This window comes from Lysobacter daejeonensis GH1-9, assembly GCF_000768355.1.
GTDB lineage: Bacteria > Pseudomonadota > Gammaproteobacteria > Xanthomonadales > Xanthomonadaceae > Aerolutibacter > Aerolutibacter daejeonensis.
In genome coordinates, this window is sequence record NZ_AVPU01000058.1 from 1 (window position 1) to 4,204 (window position 4,204).

Genomic DNA, 4,204 nt, shown 5'->3' on the forward strand with positions numbered 1-4,204 from the left:
CCGCCCGTCACACCATGGGAGTGGGTTGCTCCAGAAGTAGCTAGTCTAACCGCAAGGGGGACGGTTACCACGGAGTGATTCATGACTGGGGTGAAGTCGTAACAAGGTAGCCGTATCGGAAGGTGCGGCTGGATCACCTCCTTTAGAGACTAAAGACAGCAAATTGCCTGTCAGGCGTCCGCACAAGTGACCTGCATTCAAAGTTCCTGGTAGTTGCCGCGAGGCAACGGCCGCGGGAGCGTCCCTGTTTATACATGGGGCTTTAGCTCAGCTGGGAGAGCACCTGCTTTGCAAGCAGGGGGTCGTCGGTTCGATCCCGACAAGCTCCACCATTCCTGAGTGCGACTTTTGGGTCTGTAGCTCAGGTGGTTAGAGCGCACCCCTGATAAGGGTGAGGTCGGTGGTTCGAGTCCTCCCAGACCCACCATCCCGCGAACTTTGAATACTGCGCATACATAAAGAATTGATACCGCCGGGCGTTGAGGCCAGGTGGCTGATCTTTGAAAACTGGAATGTAGCGAGCGTTTTGAGACGAATGTCCATGACGTGTCGTAGAGGCTAAGGCGGGGACGAAAGTCCCTAATAATTGAGTCGTTATATTCGCGTCCGGGCTTTGTACCCCCGGGCACAGACGACCCTGAGGCGACTTGGGGTTATATGGTCAAGCGAATAAGCGCACACGGTGGATGCCTTGGCGGTCAGAGGCGATGAAGGACGTGATAGCCTGCGAAAAGCGCGGGGGAGCTGGCAATAAGCTTTGATCCCGCGATGTCCGAATGGGGAAACCCACTGCGCAAGCAGTATCCTGCAGTGAATACATAGCTGCTGGAAGCAAACCCGGAGAACTGAAATATCTAAGTACCCGGAGGAAAAGAAATCAACCGAGATTCCCTTAGTAGTGACGAGCGAACGGGGACTAGCCCTTAAGTTGCATGAGTTTTAGCAAAGCGGTCTGGAAAGGCCGGCCATAGAAGGTGATAGCCCTGTATGCGAAAGGGCTCATGCGATGAAATCGAGTAGGGCGGGGCACGAGAAACCCTGTCTGAACATGGGGGGACCATCCTCCAAGGCTAAATACTCCTGACCGACCGATAGTGAACCAGTACCGTGAGGGAAAGGCGAAAAGAACCCCGGAGAGGGGAGTGAAATAGACCCTGAAACCGTGTGCGTACAAGCAGTAGGAGCCCTTCGGGGTGACTGCGTACCTTTTGTATAATGGGTCAGCGACTTACAGTTCGTGGCAAGCTTAACCGTATAGGGGAGGCGAAGGGAAACCGAGTCTGAATAGGGCGCATAGTCGCGGGCTGTAGACCCGAAACCGGGTGATCTAGTCATGCCCAGGGTGAAGGTACCGTAACAGGTACTGGAGGCCCGAACCCACGCCCGTTGCAAAGGTCGGGGATGAGGTGTGATTAGGAGTGAAAAGCTAATCGAACCCGGAGATAGCTGGTTCTCCTCGAAAGCTATTTAGGTAGCGCCTCATGTGTATCCTCTTGGGGGTAGAGCACTGTTATGGCTAGGGGGTCATTGCGACTTACCAAACCATTGCAAACTCCGAATACCAAGACGGACTGCATGGGAGACACACGGCGGGTGCTAACGTCCGTCGTGAAAAGGGAAACAACCCAGACCCACAGCTAAGGTCCCAAATTTTGTGCTAAGTGGAAAACGATGTGGAAAGGCACAGACAGCCAGGAGGTTGGCTTAGAAGCAGCCACCCTTTAAAGAAAGCGTAATAGCTCACTGGTCGAGTCGGTCTGCGCGGAAGATTTAACGGGGCTAAGCACAGAACCGAAGCTTGGGGTGCATAACTTTGTTATGCGCGGTAGAGGAGCGTTCCGTAAGCCTGCGAAGGTGGATTGAGAAGTCTGCTGGAGGTATCGGAAGTGCGAATGCTGACATGAGTAACGATAATGCGGGTGAAAAGCCCGCACGCCGAAAGCCCAAGGTTTCCTTGCGCAACGTTAATCGACGCAGGGTGAGTCGGCCCCTAAGGCGAGGCAGAAATGCGTAGTCGATGGGAAGCTGGTTAATATTCCAGCACCTCGCGTAAGTGCGATGGAGGGACGGAGAAGGTTAGGTCTACCCGGCGTTGGTTGTCCGGGGGAAAGGCGGTAGGTGTGGATCTTTGGCAAATCCGGGATCCTTCAACACCGAGCACCGAGACGAGTCCATTAGGACGAAGTGACTGATACCACGCTTCCAGGAAAAGCTCCTAAGCTTCAGCTTACGCAGACCGTACCGTAAACCGACACAGGTGGGCAGGATGAGAATTCTCAGGCGCTTGAGAGAACTCGGGTGAAGGAACTAGGCAAATTGGTACCGTAACTTCGGGAGAAGGTACACCCCTCTTGGTGACCATATGCATGGTTGAGCTGAGGGGGGTCGCAGAAACTAGGCCGCTGCGACTGTTTATCAAAAACACAGCACTCTGCAAACACGAAAGTGGACGTATAGGGTGTGACGCCTGCCCGGTGCTGGAAGGTTAATTGATGGGGTCAGCCGCAAGGCGAAGCTCTTGATCGAAGCCCCAGTAAACGGCGGCCGTAACTATAACGGTCCTAAGGTAGCGAAATTCCTTGTCGGGTAAGTTCCGACCTGCACGAATGGCGTAACGACAGCGGCGCTGTCTCCACCCGAGACTCAGTGAAATTGAAATCGCTGTGAAGATGCAGCGTTCCCGCGGCAAGACGGAAAGACCCCGTGAACCTTTACTATAGCTTTACACTGAACGTTGAGTTCGTCTGTGTAGGATAGGTGGGAGGCTATGAAACCCTGGCGCTAGCTGGGGCGGAGCCAACCTTGAAATACCACCCTGTCGTGCTTGACGTTCTAACCTAGGTCCGTAATCCGGATCGGGGACCGTGTATGGTGGGTAGTTTGACTGGGGCGGTCTCCTCCCAAAGTGTAACGGAGGAGCACGAAGGTACGCTCAGCGCGGTCGGACATCGCGCACTGTGTGCAAAGGCATAAGCGTGCTTGACTGCAAGATCGACGGATCAAGCAGGTACGAAAGTAGGTCTTAGTGATCCGGTGGTTCTGTATGGAAGGGCCATCGCTCAACGGATAAAAGGTACTCCGGGGATAACAGGCTGATACCGCCCAAGAGTTCATATCGACGGCGGTGTTTGGCACCTCGATGTCGGCTCATCACATCCTGGGGCTGTAGTCGGTCCCAAGGGTATGGCTGTTCGCCATTTAAAGTGGTACGCGAGCTGGGTTCAGAACGTCGTGAGACAGTTCGGTCCCTATCTGTCGTGGGCGTTGGAGATTTGAGAGGGGCTGCTCCTAGTACGAGAGGACCGGAGTGGACGAACCTCTGGTGTTCCGGTTGTCACGCCAGTGGCACTGCCGGGTAGCTATGTTCGGAAGCGATAACCGCTGAAAGCATCTAAGCGGGAAGCGCGCCTCAAGATGAGATCTCCCGGGAGCTTGACTCCCCTAAAGGAACCATCAAGACCAGGTGGTTGATAGGCAGGGTGTGTAAGTCCAGCAATGGATTGAGCTAACCTGTACTAATGATCCGTGTGGCTTGACCATATAACCTCAAGTGGCCTTGGACTCGACGACACGTTCGACGTTCGGCACAATACCTCGCTACATTCCAAACTATTCGCCGACGGCAGATCAGCCCATCGATCTGTTCCGAAGCACCCAACGAGAGCGTGTGCGCGACTCAGTCCATCGAGACCCGCGACCCTCCACCCTCTCCCTGGTGATAATAGCTGTGTGGAACCACCCGATCCCATTCCGAACTCGGAAGTGAAACGCACACGCGCCGATGGTAGTGTGGCTCAAGCCATGCAAGAGTAGGTCATCGCCAGGGGCTTTACCCAGAAGGCCGGATCCAACAGGATCCGGCCTTCTTCTTTTGCGCGCGACAAAAGCCGCAGACCGGCGGCGCCGCGGCGTGGTCGCGCGGTCAATCCGCAGCACTGGCTGCTTCCCGCTCGGCCTGCCACCCCTGTTACGCTCCGCGTGAGGCGCCGCCAGCGCCCCAGACCGGGCAACAAAAAAGCCACCCCCAAGGGTGGCTTCTTGCGCTACGGAATGCCCCGCCGCTTGCTTCGTGCGGATGCGCTCAATACACGATCGGCGGCTCGCCACCCACAATCACCACATCCGCGCGCCGACGCGCGAACAGACCCACGCTCACCACGCCGGGAATCTGGTTGATCGACTGCTCAAGACCAACCGGTTCGGT

The 4,204-nt window shown here is 55.7% G+C and carries 1 protein-coding gene, 2 tRNA genes and 3 rRNA genes; 5 read left to right on the forward strand and 1 reads right to left on the reverse strand.

Annotated features, from left to right (window positions below; genetic code table 11):
* From N800_RS14795 to rrf, 5 genes are all read left to right on the forward strand, one after another.
* Positions 1–144 (forward strand): 16S ribosomal RNA (locus tag N800_RS14795); the annotation flags it as partial.
* Positions 145–256: 112 nt separating this feature from the next.
* Positions 257–332: transfer RNA gene (locus N800_RS14800), tRNA-Ala, on the forward strand.
* A gap of 18 nt (positions 333–350) precedes the next feature.
* Positions 351–427: transfer RNA gene (locus N800_RS14805), tRNA-Ile, on the forward strand.
* A 232-nt stretch (positions 428–659) separates the two neighbouring features.
* A 23S ribosomal RNA gene (locus tag N800_RS14810) occupies positions 660–3,540 on the forward strand.
* A gap of 171 nt (positions 3,541–3,711) precedes the next feature.
* Positions 3,712–3,826 (forward strand): 5S ribosomal RNA (rrf, locus tag N800_RS14815).
* Positions 3,827–4,081: 255 nt separating this feature from the next.
* Here rrf and N800_RS14820 read toward each other — a convergent pair.
* On the reverse strand, positions 4,082–4,204 hold a 123-nt coding region (locus tag N800_RS14820), incomplete at its 5' end, for a ribose-5-phosphate isomerase A (protein WP_036140423.1).